The 293-nt window shown below is 41.0% G+C and carries 1 protein-coding gene; it reads right to left on the bottom strand.

Annotated elements, in window-relative coordinates; translation table 11 throughout:
- Positions 1–106 precede the first annotated feature (106 nt).
- On the bottom strand, positions 107–293 hold a 187-nt coding region (locus DJ029_RS22350), incomplete at its 5' end, for a hypothetical protein (RefSeq protein ID WP_232823182.1).

Here is a 293-nt window from a genome sequence, read left to right as displayed (position 1 = left end):
GTCGCAAAACTCCCTTCTGTACTGGAGACTCAGAAAAATGAGATCTTTAGAAGAAAGAAGCAAGGGATCGTACGTCGACATACTGTGGACCCCAACTATAAAATAATCAATGAACCCGCTTCTTTTCTTCTTTTGCTTTCAAATTTTCACTACCAATGTAAAACGGGTACCCTTGGTTAGATTTCCCTCCAGAGTACCAAGCGTTGATGATTAAGTTAAGATTGAGATTAACGTTACGGGATCTGTTAAGATCCGTCACGAAGGGGATAAATGACAGGTTCATTCCACGATCC

The sequence above is a fragment of the Oceanibium sediminis genome (genome assembly GCF_003265325.1).
Classification (GTDB): domain Bacteria; phylum Pseudomonadota; class Alphaproteobacteria; order Rhodobacterales; family Rhodobacteraceae; genus Halovulum; species Halovulum sediminis.
This window is presented reverse-complemented; position numbering and strand designations above follow the sequence as displayed.